This is a genomic window from Endozoicomonas sp. SCSIO W0465, assembly GCF_023716865.1.
Lineage (GTDB): Bacteria > Pseudomonadota > Gammaproteobacteria > Pseudomonadales > Endozoicomonadaceae > Endozoicomonas.
In genome coordinates, this window is the sequence record NZ_CP092417.1 from 2,304,491 (window position 1) to 2,326,025 (window position 21,535).

The 21,535-nt window shown below is 47.8% G+C and carries 19 protein-coding genes and 2 pseudogenes; 13 read left to right on the top strand and 8 right to left on the bottom strand.

Annotation, left to right across the window (positions count from 1 at the left end; all coding sequences use genetic code 11):
* Positions 1–102: 102 nt before the first annotated feature.
* The 3 genes and pseudogenes from MJO57_RS09990 to istA all read right to left on the bottom strand — a co-directional run bounded on the left by MJO57_RS09990 (position 103) and on the right by istA (position 4,290).
* Entirely contained in the window at positions 103–1,392 is a 1,290-nt protein-coding gene (locus tag MJO57_RS09990) for a hypothetical protein (RefSeq protein WP_252025003.1), read from the bottom strand.
* A 562-nt stretch (positions 1,393–1,954) separates the two neighbouring features.
* On the bottom strand, positions 1,955–2,710 hold the full coding sequence (istB, locus tag MJO57_RS09995; protein ID WP_252017309.1) for an IS21-like element helper ATPase IstB: 756 nt from the start codon (positions 2,708–2,710) through the stop codon (positions 1,955–1,957).
* Positions 2,711–2,722: 12 nt separating this feature from the next.
* Positions 2,723–4,290, bottom strand: a pseudogene (gene istA / locus MJO57_RS10000) (IS21 family transposase).
* A 217-nt stretch (positions 4,291–4,507) separates the two neighbouring features.
* Between istA and MJO57_RS10005 the strand changes: the two are divergent.
* The 6 genes and pseudogenes from MJO57_RS10005 to MJO57_RS10030 all read left to right on the top strand — a co-directional run bounded on the left by MJO57_RS10005 (position 4,508) and on the right by MJO57_RS10030 (position 9,177).
* On the top strand, positions 4,508–4,732 hold the full coding sequence (locus MJO57_RS10005; protein WP_252027000.1) for a DUF4212 domain-containing protein: 225 nt from the start codon (positions 4,508–4,510) through the stop codon (positions 4,730–4,732).
* 1 nt (position 4,733) lies between these two features.
* Positions 4,734–5,108: pseudogene (locus tag MJO57_RS10010) on the top strand (cation acetate symporter); the annotation flags it as partial.
* 91 nt (positions 5,109–5,199) lie between these two features.
* A complete protein-coding gene (locus MJO57_RS10015) occupies positions 5,200–6,624 on the top strand; it encodes an IS66 family transposase (RefSeq protein WP_252025005.1) in 1,425 nt (474 codons plus the stop codon).
* A gap of 2 nt (positions 6,625–6,626) precedes the next feature.
* Positions 6,627–7,115 carry a transposase gene (locus MJO57_RS10020; protein WP_252018121.1) on the top strand — a complete coding sequence of 163 codons (489 nt, stop codon included), beginning with the start codon at positions 6,627–6,629 and terminating at the stop codon, positions 7,113–7,115.
* Complete coding sequence (locus tag MJO57_RS10025) at positions 7,084–7,566, top strand: IS1595 family transposase (RefSeq protein ID WP_252026893.1); 483 nt, start codon at positions 7,084–7,086, stop codon at positions 7,564–7,566. The genes MJO57_RS10020 and MJO57_RS10025 overlap by 32 nt, the downstream gene beginning before the upstream one ends.
* 99 nt (positions 7,567–7,665) lie before the next feature.
* The gene (locus tag MJO57_RS10030; RefSeq protein WP_371924875.1) at positions 7,666–9,177 is read left to right on the top strand and encodes a sodium:solute symporter family protein; all 1,512 of its coding nucleotides are present in this window, start codon (positions 7,666–7,668) and stop codon (positions 9,175–9,177) included.
* A gap of 19 nt (positions 9,178–9,196) precedes the next feature.
* Here MJO57_RS10030 and MJO57_RS10035 read toward each other — a convergent pair whose 3' ends face one another.
* On the bottom strand, positions 9,197–9,340 hold the full coding sequence (locus MJO57_RS10035; RefSeq protein ID WP_252025009.1) for a hypothetical protein: 144 nt from the start codon (positions 9,338–9,340) through the stop codon (positions 9,197–9,199).
* 16 nt (positions 9,341–9,356) lie between these two features.
* Positions 9,357–12,557, bottom strand: a complete 3,201-nt coding sequence (locus MJO57_RS10040) for an SET domain-containing protein-lysine N-methyltransferase (protein ID WP_252025011.1) — start codon at positions 12,555–12,557, stop codon at positions 9,357–9,359.
* A gap of 198 nt (positions 12,558–12,755) precedes the next feature.
* Between MJO57_RS10040 and ylqF the strand changes: the two genes are divergently transcribed.
* From ylqF to MJO57_RS10055, 3 genes are all read left to right on the top strand, one after another.
* A complete protein-coding gene (gene ylqF, locus MJO57_RS10045) occupies positions 12,756–13,652 on the top strand; it encodes a ribosome biogenesis GTPase YlqF (RefSeq protein WP_252025013.1) in 897 nt (298 codons plus the stop codon).
* A gap of 96 nt (positions 13,653–13,748) precedes the next feature.
* The gene (locus tag MJO57_RS10050) at positions 13,749–14,393 is read left to right on the top strand and encodes a hypothetical protein (protein WP_252025015.1); all 645 of its coding nucleotides are present in this window, start codon (positions 13,749–13,751) and stop codon (positions 14,391–14,393) included.
* A gap of 65 nt (positions 14,394–14,458) precedes the next feature.
* Positions 14,459–15,034, top strand: a complete 576-nt coding sequence (locus MJO57_RS10055) for a disulfide bond formation protein B (protein WP_252025017.1) — start codon at positions 14,459–14,461, stop codon at positions 15,032–15,034.
* 186 nt (positions 15,035–15,220) lie between these two features.
* Here the strand turns inward: MJO57_RS10055 and MJO57_RS10060 are convergent, their stop codons facing one another.
* Positions 15,221–16,279 carry a transposase gene (locus MJO57_RS10060; protein ID WP_252017920.1) on the bottom strand — a complete coding sequence of 353 codons (1,059 nt, stop codon included), beginning with the start codon at positions 16,277–16,279 and terminating at the stop codon, positions 15,221–15,223.
* Between the two features lie 350 nt (positions 16,280–16,629).
* Here MJO57_RS10060 and MJO57_RS10065 point away from each other — a divergent pair, with 350 nt between their 5' ends.
* On the top strand, positions 16,630–17,589 hold the full coding sequence (locus MJO57_RS10065; protein WP_252025019.1) for a hypothetical protein: 960 nt from the start codon (positions 16,630–16,632) through the stop codon (positions 17,587–17,589).
* A 145-nt stretch (positions 17,590–17,734) separates the two neighbouring features.
* On the opposite strand, the gene MJO57_RS10070 is transcribed toward MJO57_RS10065, so the two are convergent.
* Entirely contained in the window at positions 17,735–18,376 is a 642-nt protein-coding gene (locus MJO57_RS10070) for a CDP-alcohol phosphatidyltransferase family protein (protein ID WP_252027001.1), read from the bottom strand.
* A gap of 452 nt (positions 18,377–18,828) precedes the next feature.
* Between MJO57_RS10070 and MJO57_RS10075 the strand changes: the two genes are divergently transcribed.
* From MJO57_RS10075 to erpA, 3 genes are all read left to right on the top strand, one after another.
* Complete coding sequence (locus MJO57_RS10075) at positions 18,829–19,599, top strand: DUF6776 family protein (protein WP_252025021.1); 771 nt, start codon at positions 18,829–18,831, stop codon at positions 19,597–19,599.
* A 4-nt stretch (positions 19,600–19,603) separates the two neighbouring features.
* Positions 19,604–20,020 carry a polymer-forming cytoskeletal protein gene (locus MJO57_RS10080; protein WP_252025022.1) on the top strand — a complete coding sequence of 139 codons (417 nt, stop codon included), beginning with the start codon at positions 19,604–19,606 and terminating at the stop codon, positions 20,018–20,020.
* 89 nt (positions 20,021–20,109) lie between these two features.
* Complete coding sequence (gene erpA, locus MJO57_RS10085; protein ID WP_252025024.1) at positions 20,110–20,463, top strand: iron-sulfur cluster insertion protein ErpA; 354 nt, start codon at positions 20,110–20,112, stop codon at positions 20,461–20,463.
* Between the two features lie 117 nt (positions 20,464–20,580).
* Here the strand turns inward: erpA and MJO57_RS10090 are convergent, their stop codons facing one another.
* Positions 20,581–21,519, bottom strand: a complete 939-nt coding sequence (locus tag MJO57_RS10090) for an L-lactate dehydrogenase (protein ID WP_252025026.1) — start codon at positions 21,517–21,519, stop codon at positions 20,581–20,583.
* Positions 21,520–21,535: the final 16 nt, after the last annotated feature.

Below are 21,535 nucleotides of genomic sequence, written 5' to 3' on the forward strand. Positions count from 1 at the left end.
GCAGATGGAAGTGCAGTTTCATTAGCAAGGCTTATTCCCCGGTTTCTTTCCCTTCGCAGGCAGCTACAGCAAAATTAAGCAATGCACCACTGCCAAGAGATATTAAAACGAGGATTTATCATGCCTTATTCGCAGATCCAGAATTGGCAGATGTAATTTTTTTGCTATTTGCTGCATTATCAATAGCCATTTTTCAGAATCAGGATCTTTTGGTTTTGGTATATAAAGATGATGACCATGACCGAAAAAAATGCCAATAATTTTTGCCTGGCTACGTTTACCCTCATGAACAACATTGGGATAAAAAGCAATTTCATTTAAAAATGAGCATTCGCCAATTTCTTCCCGAGTACAACAATGCTTGTCTATTGGTCCAAATGTTTCACGTTTCCGTAACTCTTCTTTACGCTTATCCACGGCTTTACAGTAAACAGCAAAATGATCAATAGCTTTAACACTCTTATAATTTGGGTAGTTAAATTCTTTTGCTGCTTCATCAAATGTTGCATTAACTTCAGTGCTGGAAAGTGGATTGGGTGACCGGTAGATGGACCTGAATATCTCTTCATCAGGCATTTTCGGCAGCTCAAAGCCCAACTTGCCCAGCATGCGAATATTGGCATCATGAGGGGATGCGGCAAAAATATTTTTTGACGGAACTTGATATATATAACCAAAAGGATACCAGAATCCCATTCTGGGTTTGTCTACTTCAATGCTGGCACATGAAGCAGAAATCGTTGGTCGGTTAAGTGCCAGATAATACGAGGATCGTAATATATCTGACGGAGTCATTGTATCACCGTCCTCAAAAATAAATTGGCAAAAGGTTAAGTAAGAGTTGTGTCCAACGCCACCGGCGATGATGGTTGTTGGATCATTTTTTTCTTCCTCCCAGCTTGCCACTTGATCAAATCGCTCAGCAATAGTGCCAGCGAGATCAAATGGTTGACTGGGAAATGATCGAAAAGGCTCTGTAGTCGGGTTTTCAAGGGAGCCATCGGGCTTTGAGCGTATTGTCAACGATGCCAGCTCGGGTGGCATGGTCAACATATCAAGGGTAATACCACTGGTAAATGGTGCATCTTCAGGGTTGATGACAAAAGGGCTGGAAGCCAGTTTATTACCTGCGCCACACTCCGCAAAGGACGCACCATTTTTTGTTATGTTACCGACAGATGGGTCATTAACTGATATTTCTTTTGCCAATAAACCTGGCTGATCTTTCTTGTCAAAAGTGTGAACAACAGGCTCGCCAAGTTCATTGCCAGAGACTGAAACGGTAGAAATACTACGACCGATAAGCTTATGGGTGGTTTCCGCTTGTACAGGAGGCAATGGGGGGAGATTTTCAGTTTGAGTAGAATCAATCTGTTGTATGCCGATGTTCATCTTAATATCTCTTTATTAATGATTTAATAATTAAATATAATGTTTTTTTAAGAATCACTAACAAGAGCGTACATTCTGGCTAACCGTGAACACTCATTCTGACAGAATCAGATGTGACTCCCCTTTGCAGATGGCAGGACGATAAGTCAATATCAATAGAGGTTATTTCCCATCAATAGGGCTTACCTCACAAGTCTCTCTTTCATTCAATAGAACCTGACCCTGCGTCTTTTTTTGTTGTAATCGCAGTGGTAGCGAAATAGGGCGGCCTGGCTACTCCTCCACGTTTGGTCAGGTGGACGCTGGATGCATTAGGCCTGAAGTGGGGCGAAAGTAGGTCATATCCCAAAAGCTATTAGCCTAAAGTCTAAGATGCTCCTGTTTACACATTTGTTACTGTGGTATCCGCACACAGTCCTGAGGGGCTGAAGAGTAGAAAAACAATAATAATTTCAGGAGCCTCTATACATGTCTACCGATAGTGCGTATTCTGGTTAACTTGAACACCTATTCTGTTTCATTTGAACACCCTGAACTCCTTACACATTGCCCAGTGTGATTTTTAGACCAGGTGTTCAACTGCGTCCAATTTTCCAAGCTTTTTGCGCATGGATTCGCCTTTGAGTTCAATCCGGTGGGCATTGTGCATAAGCCGGTCAAGAATGGCGTCGGCCAGAGTTTCATCACCAATGCTGGCATGCCACTTCCGGGTGGGCAATTGACTGGTAACCAACGTGGAACCTTGCTCGTGCCTGTCATCCATGACTTCCAGCAGATCGTTCCTTTGTTGCTGCGTCAGTGGTTCCAGGCCCCAGTCGTCCAGAATCAGCAAGTCTACTTTTGCCAGTTGTTTCAACTGCCTGCTGTAGCTGCCATCACCGTGGGCAAGGATCAGTTCATCCAGTAGCCTGGACATCCGATAGTACCGGACACTGTAGCCTTTCAGACAAGCCATGTGCCCAAGGGCGCAGGCCAGGTAGCTCTTACCGGAACCACAAGGTCCGGTGATCAACAGGTTCCTGTACCGGTCAAGCCAGCCTCCTCCAGACAGGCTGGCCATCTGGTTCTGTTTGAGACCTCTGGGGTGTTCATAGTCAATGTCGTGTATCCGGGCAGCCAGTTTAAACCGGGCGCTTCTGAGCAGCCGAGCCAGACGTTTATTGTTTCGCTCTGTTTCTTCCTGCTCAGTAAGCAACGACAGTCGTTCTTCAAAGCTAAGGCTACTGTAGGTGCCCGGCTGGTCCAGCTGTTGATTGAGGGCATCTGCCATTCCGGTCAGTCGCAGTGACCTAAGGCGAGCCAGTGTTTCATTGATCATGTTCGCCTCCGGTTATTGATAGCAAATAGCGCCACGAATATTTTCGTGATCATCATGCAAGGGACCTGTCGTTTGTTTTAACTGTGGCTCCAATGGCATCAGGTCTTTGCCTGACTGGAGGATTGATCGGACATTTTTTAACCGATAACCCCCGATGTTCCTGGCATGGGCGCAGGCGCAGGCGTTGTTGAGTCGTTCAGTTCCATATTCCCGCTGCAGGTTTAGCAGCCCCAATGAAGCTCGATAGGCTTGTTCAGGATGCTCCTTGCTATCCAGCAGTGATTGAATAAAACAATAGACTTCCTGACCAATGTCGTTAGCCCAGTTAAGTAAACGCTCAGGCGTCCAATCCTGATGGTGACGATGTCGTTCCGGCATATGAACTGCTAACGTCGTAAATCCACGTGTGTGCTTGCGAGCGTGGCTGGCCACCACTTTACCGTTAGCGTAGATCGTGACGCAGTGCTCAGTCGCCTGTACTTCTACTTCCTGCCTTCCTGCCTGGCAAGCTGATGGGGAACCGAGTAGGCGTGCCCCTTGCAGATAATATGATAATCCACATTCACCCGGGCCTTGATAAACTCAGCGAACACAAAAGATTGCTTCGGCAGTGGCTTGAGGGCTGGTTCATCCAGTTGTTCAAACGCACTACGTCGCGTTCCTGGCAACTGCTTAAAGGGCTTCAGGTTCAGTTCGATTAACAGCTCACGTATCCGCAGGTTCAGCTCTGCCAGGGTAAAGAACATTTCATGACGAAGCCTGGCCAGTATCCACCGCTCCACTACCTGTACACCGACTTCTGCTTTGGCCTTGTCTTTGGGTTTGTAGGGGCGTGCCGGAATGACTGCCACCTGGTAGTGACAAGCCAGGTGCTGGTATGATGGGTTGAGATCCGGCTCGTACCGACAGGCTTTGATAACTGCGCACTTTGGGTTGTCTGGCACAACAATTTCTGGCACCCCACCAAAGAACTCAAAGGCCCGTTCATGAGACCCCAGCCAGTCCTCTGTTTTTTGTGACAGAGTCGCTTCAGCGTAGGTATAGTTGGACGCTCCCAGCACTGCCACAAATATCTGGGCATTGTGGGCAATTTCGCCGGTGTCCGGGTTGATGATTGGCATGGTTGGCCCGGCATAATCAACAAATAACTTTTCACCTGCATTGTGCAGCTGTCGCATAGATCGCTTTTGACAACCACGCCACTGATTGTAACGGTGACAGTACTGGGCATAGCTGTAGGCATTGAGGGGGTGGGCCTGACAGTATTCTTCCCAGAGTCGTTGTTTGGTCACTTCCTTGCGCTTCAGTTCCTGATGCACCTCAGCCCAGTCAGGATCAATCAACCCTTTTCGATTGGCTATCGAGGCATCGGGAAACAGCGCCTGAATAAGCTCAGGCTCAGATATATCCTCTGCCAGGGGCCAGCTTAATTCCGATTCCTGAAAGGCCTTAACGTAGTTGGATACCGTCCCCACACTGACCCGTACACTGCGGGAAATTTGTCGGAAGCTGAGTTGGCTGCCAAACCGCATCCGGAGTATTTCTAGTAGCTTACGCATGGTAATCCTGTTTTCTGTCATGGCCGGTTCCCTCTCTTGGTACAGATAAGAACGGCCAAAGTTATGGAAAATCAATGCATAAGAAGATATTTGTTAGCTGTATTAGACCGGTTTATGGTCTGTTGAACAGCGTTTCTGGAAGCTTGAACGGTGATTCTGGAAATCATCAAAAAGTGTTCAAAAGAAACCAGAATAGGTGTTCAAGTGTTACCAGAATGGGTGTTCAAGTGTTACCAGAATGAGTGTTCAAGAGTTACCAGAATATGCAATCTGGTTTGTCGTCTCATTTGGTTGCGGCATACTTTTTGTGGAGCAGCTGGATCAATTCAGCTTTTTTGGTTTTCCATTGGGCTTCTGGTTTGCCCAGCAGGGCTCCATCTATACCTTTCTGATTCTGATTTTTGTCTATATCGGGTTGATGAACCGGTTGGATAGAAAATACAACGTTCAGGAGGAAGAGTGAGATGGCAACTCAAACACTGATCTTCCTCTTTGTCGGCTTATCGTTCGCGCTCTATATCGGTATAGCTATCTGGTCCAGGGCTGGATCAACCAAAGACTATTATGTGGCCGGTGGCGGTGTTCATCCGGTTGCCAACGGTATGGCAACAGCAGCGGACTGGATGTCGGCGGCCTCCTTTATTTCCATGGCCGGAATTATCTCCTTTATGGGGCGTGATGGTGCCATGTACCTGATGGGGTGGACCGGTGGTTATGTGCTGTTGGCTATGTGTCTCGCACCCTACCTGCGCAAGTTTGGCCAGTTCACGGTGCCGGACTTCGTGGCCGAGCGCTATTACTCTCAGACAGCGCGAGTCGTGGCAGTTATCTGTGTTATCTTGTAACTGTTCAGCACCCCCACATAAATCTGGAATTTTCTGATTTTTATACCATCCTCTTAAGCACCATTTTTCCACAATATTCGCCAGCATGATTCCAGAACTACCCGCAACTATGTCGGCTGAGATTCTCTTGAAAGAGAATGCAGAGCTGCGGATGAGAGTTGCCTGTCTGGAAGAGCGATGTCGAGAATTGGAAGAAAAGGTTGGCAAGAACAGTCAAAACAGCAGCAAGCCGCCATCGTCTGATGGTTATCAAAAACCTTGTAAAAACAGTAATTCTCCAGATCATTCTGACGACCTTTCCGCAGATAAAGGTACCGATCCATCGGATGAAAAACCCAATCCTAAAAGTCTGAGACAGTCTTCTGGTAATAAAGCCGGTGGAAAGAAAGGGCATCAGGGCACTTGTCTTAAACAGGTCGATATCCCTGACTATATTGAGTACCTTCCGGTTAAAGAATGCAATAAATGTCAGGCGTCTCTTCTTGATAGTGAGCCGGTCAAATATATTGAACGACAGGTGTTTGAACCAGGGAGACCGGGTGAATTTGAAGTAACGGCCCATAGAGCTGAAGTAAAAATCTGCACTTGTGGTTGTCGGAATCAGGCTGAATTCCCGGAAGGTGTTACCGCTGCCGCACAATATGGCTCAGCCACACAGGCTATGGCCGTCTATCTTAACCAATACCATTTCCTGCCTTTTAAGCGCGTGTCAGAGTATTTTAATACTCTCTATAAAATGAGTGTAAGTGCAGGCACTGTCGCCAATTTTGTGGCCAGAACCTATGAAAATCTGGCTTCTACTGAAGAGGTTATTCGTGACGCCTTGCGGGAATCGTCTGTTGCCGGAGCCGATGAAACGGGTATGCGGGCCGAGGGCTCTTTGCACTGGCTACACGTTATGCGGGATGAACAATGGACGCTCTACTACTTGTCTGAAAAGCGAGGTCGTGAGGCCATGGACACGATGGGCATACTGCTAACATTTGCAGGCGTTCTGGTTCATGATCATTGGAAATCCTATTTTGCATATGCGGCAACTCACGTACTTTGCAATGCCCATCACCTGAGGGAGCTTTTGGGTGTTGTTGATAGGGACAGCAATCAACTGGCGTTGCGATTGATGAAGCTACTGAGGCTTTCCTGGCATTACTGCAAGGGCTTTAAGACCATAGGTATGCTACAGATGCCAAGTGTTGTCTGTGAACGAATCGAGAAGATTTATGACCGGTTGCTTCAGCGGGCTCTAATGAAAGAAGTCGTCTATATGGAGAAGCAACGAGAGGAGCTTAAGCGCAAGAAAGTCAAGAATACTAAAGCTTACAATCTCTTCAAACGACTCACTGAGTTCAAGGCTGAGACACTGCGCTTCATGTCAGATTTTACCATTCCCTTCGATAACAATGGCAGTGAGCGGGATGTTCGAATGGCCAAGTTAAAGCAGAAGGCTCTTTTCGAATTCCGAACTGCTGAACTATCCTTGGTGGATATAATTAGCCATCGCCAGCATTGACCATGAATATAGGCCGAATCTCAGATCTCATCAGTAATGACACCTGCTTTGAGATGATCCGTGAGAACCGCTGGCCAGATGGCACTGTTCTCTGTCCGCACTGTGATTCTGAGAATGTCAAAAAGAATGGACACGACAATGTGCAGGTAGAGTGCCAGCACTATTACTGTAAGTCCTGTAAGCGCTACTTCGATGACCTGACAAATACGGTTTTCGCAGGACACCACCGACCACTCAAAGTCTGGATTGCCTGTCTCTATTTAATGGGGCTGAACGTCTCCAACAGCCAGATAGCTCAGGAACTTGATCTGTGTGTCAGTGATGCACACCATATGACCACAGTCTTACGAAATGGTGTTGTTGACCGAAAGCCTGAAGTGATTCTTGATGGCGAAGTTGAATTCGACGAGGTCTACATTGTAGCTGGTCACAAGGGACACCCTGAAGCATTAAAAAAATCTGGATCGTCCACCGAGAAAAAGAAGGCTTAAAGGCGCTCCGGGCCGTGGGACTCTTGAAAAAGACAAACCGCCGGTATTGGGAATGATTCAAAGGGGAGGTCAGGTCATTATCAACATGCTGTCGAACGTTAAGAAGGCGACAATCGAACCATTTATCAAGAAACACGTAGCCCCACAGAGCCAGATTTATACCGATGAATACAACATCTATGATGACCTTGAAAGCTGGGGCTTCAGACATAAAACGGTCTGTCACGGCAAAGGTGAGTATGCTCGTGATGATGACAAAGACGGTATTTACGAGGTGCATGTTAATACTATGGAGGGGTTTTGGTCACTTCTACGCTCGTGGCTAAGGCCTCACAGGGGAATATCCCAAGAGGCTTTACCCCTTTACCTTGGCTTTTTTGAGTTTTTGCATAATATTGGCCGAAGAGGCAAAAGTCTTCTTCAGCCCTTAGTCAACTTGCTGGTTACATAGCAGTCTGGAATTGGAAAAGAGCCAAGCAGAAAATCTCAGGCTGCTTCAGGAGTGCAGACGGTGGTTCTATGTTTGCACGGATTCGCAGCTATTTGTCGTCTGCCAGAAAACAGGGAATGGACATATATCAATCACTTCATAGAGCTGTTCGGAATTACTGTAATATGCCTTTGCTCAGTGCTGAATAGTTACGTTATCTTTATCTCCTTTACCTACGTGGCCGGGCAGATGCGTGGCGTTGGTATCGTCTTCTCCCGTTACCTGGAAGTGGATATCAATATTGGTGTGATGATCGGCATGGGGATTGTCTTTGTTTATGCCGTACTCGGCGGGATGAAAGGTATTACCTACACTCAGGTAGCGCAATACTGTGTGATGATTTTTGCTTACCTGGTGCCAGCGATCTTTATCTCCATGATGATTACCGGTAATCCAATCCCACAGTTGGGCTTTGGTAGTGATGTTGAGGGTACCAGTCTCTCGGTGTTGGAGAAACTGAATGGATTGTCTCAGGAGCTAGGGTTTGCCCAGTATACCGATGGCTCCAAGTCCACCATTGATGTGTTCTTTATCACCATGGCTCTGATGGTGGGTACTGCGGGTTTGCCACATGTTATCGTGCGTTTCTTCACCACCCCAACGGTGCGTGACGCCCGTAAATCTGCCGGTTATGCGCTGTTGTTTATTGCTGTGCTGTACACCACGGCTCCGGCGGTTGCCAGCTTTGCCCGTATCAATCTGCTGCAGACCGTTTCTGAAGCTGAATACGAGCAGTTGCCTGAATGGTTTGCCAACTGGGAAAACTCTGGCTTGATGGCCTGGGTCGATAAAAATGACGATGGCAAAATCCAGTATCATCCGGGCGCGCCAATTGAAGGCAAACCATCGTTTATTGAAGCCCGTGGTGACAGTGGTGAACGACTGGTCAGCAATCACCAGACGGATAACGCCAATGAACTGTATGTTGATCGTGACATCATGGTTCTGGCCAATCCTGAAATCGCTGATCTTCCCGGCTGGGTCATAGCTCTGGTGGCTGCCGGCGGTCTGGCTGCAGCTCTTTCTACTGCCGCTGGCTTGCTGCTGGTCATTTCTACTTCCATATCTCATGACTTGCTGAAACGGAATCTGATGCCGGGCATCACCGACAAGCAGGAGCTGCTTGCTGCACGTATTGCTGCTGCAGCGGCTATTGGTGTGGCAGGACTGGCAGGCATCTACCCTCCGGGCTTTGTGGCGTCAGTGGTGGCCTTTGCCTTTGGTCTGGCTGCTTCCTCATTCTTCCCGGCAATTCTTTTGGGGATTTTCTACAAGCGGATGAACCGTGAGGGAGCCATTGCCGGTATGGTGACCGGTCTGCTGTTTACGGCCTCTTATATCATCTACTTCAAGTTCCTGGGTGGTACACCGGATCAGTGGTGGTTCGGGGTTTCGCCTGAGGGAATCGGTACTCTGGGTATGCTGATTAACTTTGCAGTATCCATGGTGGTTTGCCACGTTACCGAAGCACCACCCAAAGCAGTACGGGATATGGTTGACGATATTCGTATTCCTCGCCGGGATGGCGTAGTATCAGGGCCTTTGGCGGAGGGTGAAACGGTTCGGATATAATTCAGGGCTTTATGTCTGCTTAATCATAAGCCGCTTTCAGCGTGAAGGCGGCTTTTTTTGTTGATGCCTCGATTTTGGTAGGCCCTGTTGCAGTGAATACGATGGCAAAATCCAACTTAAATGGACGGTTGATGGGGTTAAGACTGACTTTAGTAATCACCATTTACAGGCCAACAGGGTTAGTCGTCAACAATTTCTATAGGCTCTCGTGCGGCCTGCCAGTATTGCTCCCCATAATCAATCCATAGGCTTTCATTAGCGGGTATGGGTTTTATCGCGATAACAAACACCACCCACTGCCCTTGCTGATTTCTGTGCCTTAGAAACGAAACATTCTGTTCCGGGGAATTTTTTTCCCTAATGGCATAAGTGCTAAAAGCATTGATTAACGACGTTATATTGCCTTCTCTGAACGCTGAGATGAAAACACCATGAGTTGGAGCAAAGCTATAGCGGTCAATATTTGCTAATACAGCGCCCATGAAACGTGCTCCCTGTTGGTATGTGTTGTCATGGTATTGCTTACCTGCATAGTGCCCCAACAGCTCCCATTGCGAAATATCCCTGCTGGCGACAACCTCTTGCTGCCCTTTTAATTCACTAAAGATCGATCCATCGTTTTTTTGAACGGACATTCGCTCTTTTAAATACTGCTCTCTTTGCTTGTCATCCAGCGCTTGATATTTTGCTATGGATTCATTAATGCTTTTTCTGATCGATCTGTCATTTGGTATGTCGATCTGACTGAAGAAGGTTGTTGGTCTTTGCCTGCTTTCACCAACTTCCCTTTTGACAGATTGTTCTGCCAGCCATAGCGGAGCCTGATCGTTGATACGGTGAGGCAATGAAATTAACTCTGTTGCCTCTTCCTTTATAACGATTATCTCATTGTCCCGGGTATTTTCGGCTCGCTGCTTCAGGAAGGCTTCCACTTTCCCTTTTTCTGGTAAGCCTTTGCCATTAAACAGGTAGGAAATGCAGCTGATCAGTGTCCAGTCCAGTGGCTTGTCCTTAACGGCCTCGTCATCGCCCTGCCATCCCTCTTTCAGGCAGCCGAGCTGCAGAAAGGCTTCCACTTTCGCCTTTTTCGGTATGCCTTTGGTATGACACATGGAGGAAATGCGGGGGATCAGTGCCCGGTCTAACGGCTCGCTCTTAACAGCCTCATCAACGCCCTGCCATCCCTCTTTCAGGCAGGCCAGCTTCAGGAAGGCTTCCACTGATGCCTTTTCCGGTAAGCCTTTGCCATTACACATGGAAGAAATGTGGGTGATCAGTGTCCGGTCCGGTGGCTTGTCCTTAACGGCCTCATCAATGCCTTGCCATCCCTCTTTCAGGCAGGACAGTTTCAGGAAGGCTACCACTTTCGCCTTTTCCGGTAAGCCTTTGCCATTAAACATGGAGGAAATGTTGGTAACCAATGCCCGGTCGATCGGCTTATCCTTAACGGCCTCATCAATGCCTTTCCATCCCTGTTTCAGGCAGGCCAGCTTCAGGAAAGCTTCCACTTTTGCCTTTTCCGGTAAGCCTTTGCCACAAGACATGGAGGAAATACTGGTGACCAGAACCCGATCGAAGGGCTTGTCCTTAACGGCCTCATCAATGCCTTGCCATTCCTCTTTCAGGCAGGCCAGCTTCAGGAAGGCTTCCACTTTCGCCTTTTCCGGTAAGCCTTTGCCATGACACATGGAGGAAATGTGGGTGATCAGTGTCCGGTCGAGCGGCTGGTCCTTAACGGCCTCATCAATGCCCTGCCATCCTTTTTTCAGGCAGCCGAGCGTCAGAAAGGCTTCCATTTTCGCCTTTTCCGGTAGCCCTTTGCCATGACACATGGAAGAAATGTGGGTGACCAGAGCCCGATCGAGCGGCTTGTCCCTAACGGCCTCATCAATGCCCTGCCATCCCTCTTTAAGGCAGGCCAACTTCAGAAAGGTTGCTACTTTCGTCTTTTCTGGTAAGCCTCTGCCATTACACATAGAGGAAATCCTGGTGAACAGAAACCGGTCGAGTGGCTTGTCCTTAACGGCCTCATCAATGCCCTGCCAGCCCTCTTTCAGGCAAGCCAGCTTCAGAAAGGCTTCCACTTTCGCCTTTTCCGGTAAGCCTTTACCAGAAGACATGGAGGAAATGCTGGTGACTAGTGCCCGATCTAGCGACTTATCCTGAACGGCTTCATCAATTCCCTGCCATCCCTCTTTCAGGCAGGCCAGCTTCAGGAAAGCTTCAACTTCCGCCTTTTCCGGAAAGCCTTTACCAGAAGACATGGAGGAAATGTTGGTGAGCAGTGCCCGGTCGATCGGCTGGTCCTTAACGGCGTCGTCAATGCCCTGCCATCCCTGTTTCAGGCAGGGCAGTGTCAGGAAGGCTTCCACTTTCGTCTTTTCCGGTAAGCCTTTAGCAGAAGACATGGAGGAAATGTTGGTGAGCAGTGTCCGGTCGATCGGATTGTCCTTGACGGCCTCGTCGTTACCCTGCCATCCCTCTTTCAGGCACCCCAGCTTCAGGAAAGCTTCCACTCGTGCCTTATCCGGTAAGCCTTTGCCATTATATAGGGAGGAAATCTGCTTTAAACACGGGCATGCAGCAATTGCAGCTACATCCCCATCTGTCATGCTCGTAAACAGGGTTACACTGCCTTTGCTCTTCAACATGCTGGTTAAACAGCCGGTGTTCTTCATTGTTTTGCCCACAGCCGAAAAAAACACATCGGCTTTTTGAAAATACCCTGAACAAATCTGATGCTCTGTAGCAATATTGAATTGCTCAAGTTTTGAAAAGAGAGTCGATAGGGGAGGGTTGCCTCTGCTCATAGATAACTGAATCCCCCTTTTTTCAAGCGTCTTCAGTAGTCTGCTGGCGTTAGACAGTACAGCTTTGACGCCCGGGTGACCCAGGGATGGCATTATTTGATGTTGATGAGCGGCGGTAAACTTTGCGATGATTTCGCTGTGATCAGGTTTCTCATCAACACTTAACGATTCAGGTCGCCCTGACGGGTGTTCAGTAGAAAATAAAGAAGAGGAATCTTCACCCGGGTCAATATCCATTGGCTGTGGGTAGACGATAACCGAAGGGTGTAAGGCACTGGCTTCATGTCTCACCAGTGGTTCAGTTGGAGTACGCCCGGTTGATGCTGATGTAACCGTCTCACCGGCATTCACGCGCTGTCGACATTGCCGTTTTTTCGGATGCCGTTTCGATTCACAAAACTGCTCTCTGAAATCCTCTTGACCTTGCCTGTTTTCCCGATCAACAGGTTGAACTCTATGTCCGGAGAAATGGCGCTTTCTGTTTTTTCTGTTATTGCCCGGTGATGGCTCGGTGGAACCGGTAGCTGGGGAAGTGATGAAAACAGGGTGGTTTGATACGGGTGTTGACATAGGGAGCACGATTTTTTATCTGAACGGCCTGTAGGTGCCTGTACGGCACTGATACTGACCAGATAAAACCAACATGGTTCAATGAGGGATACGATTGATAGCCAATTTTTGCATTAATGTTTTACAATTGGTGGTTTTTGGCGCACCCAATCCATAGTAAAGTAAGCTGTTTTCAGTTAGACAAAGATAGATCCAACGATGGCAATAAACTGGTATCCCGGCCATATGTACAAGGCCAAAAAAGAGATCCGTGAAGTGATACCAAAAATGGATCTGATTATTGAGGTGCTGGACGCCCGACTTCCCTTCAGCAGTGAGAACCCGATGGTTGCATCCCTGCGCAAGGACACCCCCTGTATCAAGATTTTGAACAAGAGTGACCTGGCAGATCCGGCGGTAACCCGGCAGTGGGTAGACCACATCAACCGCACTTCTGGCATGAAGGCCATTGCCGTTAATCTGAAACAGCCGGACAAAATTCGCAGTATCCTGAATATGGCCCCTGCCCTGGTGCCTGAACGAAACCTGGATGTCAGCCAGCTGAAGGCCATCATTGTGGGTATTCCCAATGTGGGTAAGTCCACTACTATCAATATTCTGGCCAGTCGAACGGTTGCCAAAACCGGTAATGAGCCGGCAGTCACCAAGCAGCAGCAGAGAATCAAACTGCCCAATAACATGGTCTTGCTGGACACCCCCGGCTTCCTCTGGCCAAAGCTTGAGCCGGAGGATTGCGGCTATCGTCTGGCCATCAGTGGGGCCATTAAAAGCACAGTAATTGAGTTTGAAGACATTGCCATGTATCTGGCCGAGTTCATGATGCGGCATTACCCGGATGCTCTCCTGCAGCGCTACCAGCTGAAAGAAATCCCGCAAACCGGTATCGAGCTGTTTGATAGTATTGGTCAGCGTCGGGGCTGTATGCGCAGGGGAGGCATTGCCGATACTCATAAAGTTGCAGAAATTCTGATCAATGAATTCCGGGATGGCCAGCTGGGTCGCATTAGCCTGGAAACACCGGAAATGATTGAAGCCCAGCTGAAGGCCATGGAAGCAGCAAAAAAGGCAAGCGAAGCAGAACAGGCTAACGAATAACCGACCTCTTTACCAGACACTGTGGTTAGTGTTCGGTAGAGAGTGTTAACCTCTCAATAATCAGACTGTTAAACAGGATTACAGGAAATAATGCCGATGAAGAAGTTATTATTGGTACTGATATTTGCATTTCCGATGATGGCTTTTGCCAAAGCAACGGACAGCACTCAAACCAAAAGCCGGTTTCAGGAAGGAACCCATTACCAGGTGGTTGAAGGGCTAACCCCATATACCAGGCCAATCGTGACCAAACTGTTTTCCATTTACTGCGGGGGGTGCTATCAGTGGGAGAAAGGGCCACTGATTCCCCTGAAAGATTGGCTGGCTCAGCAGAACATCGAGTTCAAGCAGGCACATATGGACTTTATGGGGGCATATGCCAAACAGGCCTCTATGGCTCTGGCAATGACTCAGGGCACTCCACGCCATAACCCGGTAAAGCAGGCGCTGTTCAGTCGTATTCATGTGGAGCGCAAGGGAGACTGGCGCAATGATGCGGAATTCTTTCAGACCCTGGAAAAGGCCGGATTGAAACAGTCTGACTTCGAGGCGAACCAGAATAACCTGATGGTGATGAATACCGTGCTGGACTGGAACCGGTATGGCGAATACGTTCATGCCGTTCCCAGCTTTATGGTGAATAACCGTTACCTGATCAATATGGGCAGCCTGAAGTCCCACGACGATCTGAATGCACTGATCACCTACCTGACCGGGCTTCCAGTGGAAGACGCAAAATAAATCAGGCCGATAGCTTTCCGGTCTCCGATTGGAAAGTCAGCGGTAACTTCTGAGGGATTCAACCATTGACGGATAAACAGAACTCCAAAAGCCTCTTTCAACATTTGCAAGACAGCCCCCTGCAAACCATCCATGGCTGGCAGAATTTACGGGTCACCTGGCTCATTATGTTTGCCACAGCACTCTTTCTGGAACTGTGTGCCCTGGGTTTTCAGTATCTTTTGCACATGGACCCCTGTGAGCGCTGTGTTTATCAACGGCTTGCCGTGCTGGCGTTGATGTTGGCTCCATTGGTTATCATCATTGCACCAACCCGGCTGGTTTTCAGAATCTCAGGGTACAGTCTCTGGATGGTCGGTGCACTGTATGGGTTGAAGGAAGCCATTGCTCAAACCGCAGACTACGCTGAGTTTAATCCGTTTACTTCCAGCTGCAGCTTCCGACCGGTCTTCCCTTTTGACCTGCCACTTTATGAGTGGTGGCCTTCCATGTTTATGCCTACTGGAATCTGTGGTGCCGATGACTGGACTTTCCTGATATTGAATATGGCCGAGTGGATGGTAATGATTTTCTCAATTTACCTGCTGGCAGCTGCCACCTGCATAATCAGTTCGTTGTATTGTACGATCGCAAGAAAATAAGGGGGGGTAAAAGTACTCCATGAAAGCAATATCCGCATTCCTGAGGATATCTCGATTCTCAGCATCAAACGATATCAACAGTCTGTTTTGTCTTCCCACCACTATTCATGAGAACCTGTGAGAGAGCGGTCACCATAGGTTCTCTCATAGCTCAACCATAGCCCGGCCTTGTTTTACTAACTGAAGTTACGCAGCTAACAGCTCTCTCAGCTGCCCCAACGAAGCTTTCAGCCCTGCCATATAGATTTTGGCTCTGAGCTGAAAGTGATTCAGATTTACTTTCAATGACAATACTTCCAACCTGAAGGCTGAGTAAATTGAAAGAAAGATATGATTACTCTGTGTTCTCACAGTATGCGCCGGTGACTTGGCCATTGACGCATTCGATTTCAGCGTTTTATGGAAGACCTCGACTTTCCACCGTTTCTCGTAGATTGCCTTGAGAGTCTCGGCATCACAGTCAAGATCGCTGCAAACCAGATAGAGAATGCCTGTGCTTCCGTCTTTGTTTTTAAAGACCTGACGGTATAGCAGAACAGGGAAATCGACACCTGCTATCCACCCTTGTACAGGCTTATCTTCTGAAAAATCAACAGTATCTATACGCTGTGAACGGCCTTGTAATTTGTCGTCCAGACTGAGGGATACCTTGCGGTTTGACTTCATCGCCATCAGGAAATGTTTATTACAGTCGTGTCGAATAAACATCATATTGTCGTTTGAGCAAAACCAGCTATCTGCAAGGACATAGCGGAACATAAGCTGGTTATGGCAGCAAATCATCAGCATCTCCCGCATCATTTCATTTTTGGTTTGCTCTGCATATCGTCTTACCTTTTTTGTCTTCAAGTCGGTGTACAGGATGGTTTTCTCGATCAATTTATAGGCGACAGGAATCGACGCATCTCCGGCATGGTAGTGTGCATTGAGCAGATTTATACCTTTCACGGTGCGATTTTTTGTATGATCAAAATGCCAGGTGTTCAGGGCATTCTCTTTGCTGAACTGCTTTTCCTGAATCGTATCGTCAAAGATCAAAACCCCATCACTGCACTCAACCTGTCGCACGACGGGTTTAACGTAAAGCCATAAGTCACGACTGGTAAACTCATTGTTTGAAAGCAATCGGGTGAATTGGTCATGACTGTAGACATTATCCAAAAGCTCTGACACTCCCGTTGCAGTGGTCTTCCCAGACGACGACAACAGGTAGTCAGAATAAAGTTCTATGAGATCATTTTTCATGCCACCAATAATGGCTGATTTTCAGCAAGGTGCGTAACTTGAGTTACTAACCCTACCTCCAGATCACGGAACTTTTTCTGCCCGCTCCTGTCAAAAAAATGTAGGAATTGTATTGAAACAACTTTCCTGTTTTCACTCTTGGGCTTCGTTCGGGTTGAGCTTGTCGAAGTCCGCTGGCACCACCCTTCGACAAACTCAGGGTGAACGGAAATAGGTAAATAATTCAGGGACAATTCCAATCATTTTCATTTGCCTGAAGGTACGTTCTGAAATTGAAACTAGTGCCAGCGAACAAGGGCAATGGATAATTGTGAATTAGAATATCAACACACTATGGATAGGTCCTAAATATGATTACAGAAATTTCAACTGTATCTGGTTCGAGTGATCCGGCTCCATTGCAAGATCCCCGGACTGATGCACATCAAGACAGCACCCAAAAGGCGTGGGGACCACGGTTTATAGGGTTGTCCGCCGTTGCCATAGGAGGCTTGGCAGTTGCAAAGTGCCTGAACCATGGCACGCAATGTTCCATACCGCGTTCGCTTTTAAACTACGCAGTATGGCAGTTACCGACCCTTATTGGTTACCTTGCCACGAAGCCAATGAGCTTCACTGAACCGTTCCTTGAACTCGCCCAGTCGCTTCGCAGCATGGTTAAAGAAGAAATGGGCATTCCATCGGATCAAGGTATTTGTGCAGCAACATCTGCAGTTTGGCTGACTACACCTGACGCTTTTAAGGAAAGCCCAAAAGTCGACCTTGTTACTCACATATACGATGGTAACAAGCTTAAAGAGGCGATTAAACTCATTTACCCCGGATACCAAAGCGGTGATTTCCAAATAGACCTGGAGAGTTTTAATCATTACCTTTTACAGCATAATGTTAAAAATATTGACCGATTTTTAATACCAGCAAAACTTTGTGAACAGCTTGGTGCTTACGATAATCCAGCTAAAGCAAGAGAAGAAGCCCAAAGAGCGGTAGAGTCTCAACTGGAACATATGAAAACAGTAAACGTAAAATCTGTAGACTCTTTCCCTCTTGAGCAGCTTGCAGTTGGTGAAAGTTTTATCTGCATAATGGTAGGTAACCTTCAACAAGGCGAAGCCACATCTCACATGCTCACCTTGACCAGGACAGCAAATGGGTTTGTTATGTTTGAACCCACAATGGGAGTTCCATCGACCATCAAAAACCTGGATGAATGCAAGAGGGTGTTGGAGAAATTGGAAAGTATCTATAGCAAGAGTTTCTACCAGTTTACCCGGTACAGCAGTGCTACCCCTGATGGATCAAGTGAATAGATGAAATATATCTTTTAAAGTTGATTGGGGAGCTTAGGGTTTACCTTTAATAAGTTCCCCGTTGACGTTCAATTCATAAAAAGCGTAATTAAAATAGTCAGTGTCTTTGAAAAGACAGTTGAATTAATCTGTTTTTCAGAGACTTTTATGTGATTGAGTCTTTGAGCTTTCCTTTTTCTGCCTGATCAATACTGTGGTAACCGGACCAGACTCTGAGAGCCGCAGTTAACATGCAAATGGCGGCAAACCCCAGGGCAAGTTGTGGAAAATAACCGGGCAGCAAACAGAAAAGAATAAAGAGGAAAATGGTCTCTGTTCCTTCTGCCAGCCCCCCCAGGTAATACAGGGATTTATGTTTGAAGTTTGGGTCAGGAAGCTGATGTTTCTCAGCCATGATGGCATAGGCAAGAAAGCTGGCTCCGGTGCCCATAAATGAAAAAATAAGGACGCAGGCGGCGACCGCATTTTTTGCCGGTGCCGCCAGGGCAAATCCAAGAACGATGCCGGAATAGAAAATAAAATCCAGCGTAATATCCAGAAATCCGCCCGCGTCTGAGGGGCTGGCCAGCCTGGCCAGTGCCCCATCAAGACCGTCCATGATCCGGTTGCCAAGAATCAGCAGCAAAGCCAGTGAGTAGTACTCACTGGCCAGCAAAGGGAGTGCTATCATGCCGATCAGAAAACCGGTGATGGTTACCTGGTTCGGCTTGATACCATGACGTTTCAACCATAACGCAGTGAGCTTCAGCGCTGGCTGAATAAGTGGCGTTGTCCATTTATCGAGCATGTAAGTAGCTAACCATATGAAATCATATATTTCTGGCTCCTTGTGCCGGCACTCCCGGCAACTGCTCCTGCGTTGCTCTAGCTCCTGCATCCATGCAGTCGTGCTTCGTTACAACTCCGGTCACATAGCTACGGCTATGCTCCCTCCGTTGTGCCTCGCATAGTACCAGCCCAAGTAGCCAGAAATATTCGATTCCATATGGCCAGCTACTTAATATTAGAAGGCAGTGTTTGTAAACGGTATGATCGCATCATACCGCTCGCCTTTCCCTGTGCCAAACAGCTTCTTCAGATGTTTGGCAGTGGACTTATTGAGGATGGAGCAAAAGTTTGCCTGTTTGTTTGTTATGTTTTTTTGGCTTGTGTATAGTCCTGCCGTTCAGTTATTCAGAATAAGGCTTATCCTTTTAATTAAGGTGGCGGTTAGTAACGGTCAAGAAAGGGTGGATAGCTTTGCATCCCGACAGTGGCAAGCTCAGGGTTATACGCCATAACCCGAAACGAGATCAGTTAATTCGATTTTTTCTATTGATATTTATTGCTTTGCTGGGTGGCTTTGCCTATTGGTATGGTGGTAACCACGCAGGCCAGACTCTGGAACAGGTTCGGCAGCAGAATATCAGCCTGGAAAGCAAAGCCAGCGTTTTACAGGAAGAGAATAACGAGCTCAGGCAGCGTTTGGCGATTCTGGAAAGTGCCAGCAAGATGGATCGTGCAGCGGTCAATAACGTCCGCTTGCTAGTGAGAAAGCTTGAGGAAGAGAAAGAGCAGTTGCATAAAGAGCTGACCTTTTTCAAGAGCATCCTGGCTCCGGAAGATATGTCGACCGGTGTTCGGGTCGCTGACTTTAGTCTGCTTGAGGGAGATGAATCCGGTCAGTACCGGCTTCGACTGGTTATTTCCCAGGTGGCGAGAAGTAACCCGTTTCTGAAAGGAACGCTATCGGTATCGCTGATTGGCGAGAAAGATGGCAAGGTGCAGACCCTACCGCTGCAACAGCTGGTAGAGTCAGATCAGATCACCACACGTTTGGGATTTCGCTACTTTCAGGCTCTGCCAAGTGACAGAGAGTATCTTGACATCTCTATACCAGAAGGTTTTCAGCCGGCAGAGGTCAAGGTGGTGGTGCAGATCACCAGCGGAATCAGACAGAGTTTTGAACAAATTTATCTATGGGATAAGGAGCTGTTAGCGGATGTTCGGCAAGAGCAAAACAGCGGGTAACGTCGTGGATAAACAGGGCAGTACGACTCTTATATCGTCAGAAACCATCATTGACGGTGATATTCACTTTTGCGGTACCGTTCATATCGAAGGGCGTGTTAAAGGTAATGTTTCAGCAGACCAGGGCCTGTTGACCATTGCTCACAACGGTAGTGTGGAAGGTAATGTTCGTGTCCAGAGAGTGGTGGTTGATGGACATGTTCGTGGTAATGTTTATGCCGAAGAACATCTGGAGCTTGCTTCCAGGGCAGTGATTACCGGTAATGTGTTTTACAACGTCATAGAGATGACGAAAGGGGCCCAGGTGAATGGTAATCTTGAGCATCACGCAAACGGTGTGCCTGTTGGACCGCAACCTCTGCTGGAGCGTTCAGACGACAAAGTGCCCGCAGGTGAAGTGATTGACGTTGTGGAAAGTTGACTGTAATAGTTGGTTAATCAGATAATGGCCGACTGAAAAGTAAATGACGGGTCGTTGCCTTGACATAAGACAACGGCACGGGAGGGTCAATGAGCGTAGTAGAAACAGTGATACCGGAGCCAATCAGTGTTACGGAAGCTGCTGCCCGCAGGGTAAGTGAATTGCTGGCAGATGAGACCGAAGAGAATCAAAGGCTCCGGGTATATGTTACCGGTGGAGGTTGTTCCGGTTTTCAGTATGGCTTTACGTTTGACAGCAGTCTTGCTGATGATGACACCCTGATTATCAAAGATGACGCATCCGTTGTGGTTGATTCCCTGAGTTACCAGTATCTGGTGGGCGCAGAGATTGACTATGAAGAGGGACTGGAAGGTTCCCGTTTTCTGGTAAAAAACCCGAATGCCAAGTCTACCTGTGGCTGTGGGTCATCGTTCTCGATATGAACGAATAGCCTGAAACATTCGTCAGGACAACCGCAAAGAGCACGAAGAATACAAAGGAAAACTTTCTCCTGTGTTTTCTCGTCATTTTTGCTGTTTACAGGTCTTAAAAAAGGGTACTCATACCAGCTGGTCCATAGAAGCTTTAAGGGTGTTTGCAGAGTGTTGAATACCCGCGAGTTCCCCTTCATCCAGTTTGGGGGCAATAATATTCTCCACTCCATCACTGCCAATCACGGCTGGCAGGCTCAGGCAGATGTCTCTGATGCCGTACTCACCATTTAGCCGAACCGATACCGGGAGAACACTTCGCTGATTATTGCGTACCATGCGAATGATGTAGGCAATAACCAGACCAATAGCCCAGTTGGTATAGCCTTTGTTGGCAATTATCTCGTAAGCGGCTCTTATGACCCTGGTGACAACAGCTGCCAGAGCTTCCTGGTTGTATTCACGACCATTAATCGTATTGCCTTTGATGGCCAGTCCGGCAATGGCGGCTGAACTCCAAACGGTGACTTCAGAGTCGCCGTGTTCCCCGAGAATATAAGCGTGAATAGACTGGGGTGAGACATCATAGTAGTCGGCAAGAAGGGTTCGCAAACGGGAGGTATCCAGCAGGGTTCCGGTGCCAATTACCAGATTATTGGGACGATGACTCAGGCTTTGCATGGCATGGGTGAGAATATCTACCGGGTTGCTGGCAATCAGTAACATGGCTTCCGGTGCGTGCTGATCAAGCTCACTGGCAATGGTTTCCAGGACTTTGATGTTCCGCTGCAGCAGTTGCAGTCGGCTTTCATCCGGGCTGGACTGACTGACACCGGCGCAGATGACGATAACTCCCGCGCCTTTGAGGCTGGAAAAGTCACCGGCGGTAACCTCGCAGCGCCCAACCAGTGGCTGGCCATGCATCAAGTCCAGTGCTTCACCATGGGCTCTGTCATGGTTTTTATCGACAAGAACAATTTCATTGGCCAGCTTTTGTTGAAACAGGGAGTAGGCTGCCGCCATACCAACAAAGCCCGTGCCGATAATGCCAATTTTGTTCATATTCATGGTGAGTGCCTGTGCC

Bases quoted from the DNA above. Each gene is read 5' to 3' on its own strand.
- MJO57_RS09990 (WP_252025003.1), bottom strand. From the start codon at position 1,392: ATGAACATCGGCATACAACAGATTGATTCTACTCAAACTGAAAATCTC.
- istB (WP_252017309.1), bottom strand. From the start codon at position 2,710: ATGATCAATGAAACACTGGCTCGCCTTAGGTCACTGCGACTGACCGGA.
- MJO57_RS10005 (WP_252027000.1), top strand. From the start codon at position 4,508: ATGAGTGTTCAAGAGTTACCAGAATATGCAATCTGGTTTGTCGTCTCA.
- MJO57_RS10015 (WP_252025005.1), top strand. From the start codon at position 5,200: ATGATTCCAGAACTACCCGCAACTATGTCGGCTGAGATTCTCTTGAAA.
- MJO57_RS10020 (WP_252018121.1), top strand. From the start codon at position 6,627: ATGAATATAGGCCGAATCTCAGATCTCATCAGTAATGACACCTGCTTT.
- MJO57_RS10035 (WP_252025009.1), bottom strand. From the start codon at position 9,340: ATGGTGATTACTAAAGTCAGTCTTAACCCCATCAACCGTCCATTTAAG.
- MJO57_RS10040 (WP_252025011.1), bottom strand. From the start codon at position 12,557: ATGTCAACACCCGTATCAAACCACCCTGTTTTCATCACTTCCCCAGCT.
- ylqF (WP_252025013.1), top strand. From the start codon at position 12,756: ATGGCAATAAACTGGTATCCCGGCCATATGTACAAGGCCAAAAAAGAG.
- MJO57_RS10050 (WP_252025015.1), top strand. From the start codon at position 13,749: ATGAAGAAGTTATTATTGGTACTGATATTTGCATTTCCGATGATGGCT.
- MJO57_RS10060 (WP_252017920.1), bottom strand. From the start codon at position 16,279: ATGAAAAATGATCTCATAGAACTTTATTCTGACTACCTGTTGTCGTCG.
- MJO57_RS10065 (WP_252025019.1), top strand. From the start codon at position 16,630: ATGATTACAGAAATTTCAACTGTATCTGGTTCGAGTGATCCGGCTCCA.
- MJO57_RS10070 (WP_252027001.1), bottom strand. From the start codon at position 18,376: ATGCTCGATAAATGGACAACGCCACTTATTCAGCCAGCGCTGAAGCTC.
- erpA (WP_252025024.1), top strand. From the start codon at position 20,110: ATGAGCGTAGTAGAAACAGTGATACCGGAGCCAATCAGTGTTACGGAA.
- MJO57_RS10090 (WP_252025026.1), bottom strand. From the start codon at position 21,519: ATGAATATGAACAAAATTGGCATTATCGGCACGGGCTTTGTTGGTATG.